The organism is Pseudomonas sp. 43(2021), assembly GCF_017490805.1.
GTDB lineage: Bacteria > Pseudomonadota > Gammaproteobacteria > Pseudomonadales > Pseudomonadaceae > Aquipseudomonas.
The window spans coordinates 1-490 of sequence record NZ_JAFGYJ010000356.1; the positions used below are offsets into that span (position 1 = coordinate 1).

The window sequence follows — 490 nt, forward strand, 5'->3', positions numbered from 1 at the left end:
TGGGAAACCACCGCCACCAGATCATCGCGCGCCTGCACCGCCGCCTGCTCACGACGTACCTGACGGGCCAGATCGTTTTCCAGCGCCGAACGGCGCAGGTCATTGGCGGCGAACCGGTCACCATGGCTCCACTTGGTGGAGATCCCGGCCATCTCGACCTTCCAGATCTCGAACGAGGTACGCGGACGCAAGCGCATCCCGGCGTCGGAGTTTTCCAGATCCAGCGGCTTGCGCGGGTCACCGCTCCAGTTGATGTTTTCCTTCACTTCCGGACGGAACCACAACACGCCGTTGTCCACTGGCTTGGGCAGGCTCATGGCGAGCACACCGCTGGCCACCGACTGATACTGCGCCGCCGGCGGATAAACGCTGGACAGGTGATGGCTGGCAAACACCGGCTCGCCGCGCGCCTGCAACCACTTGTGCAGCGCGCGAATTTCTTCCGGTTCAGGGCAGTTGCCGTAACGATGCAATTGCTTGTCTTCGATGA

General features: G+C 62.7%; 1 pseudogene. It reads right to left on the reverse strand.

The features are described 5' to 3' along the window. Positions 1-490: pseudogene (locus J5M71_RS27615) on the reverse strand (histidine kinase); the annotation flags it as partial.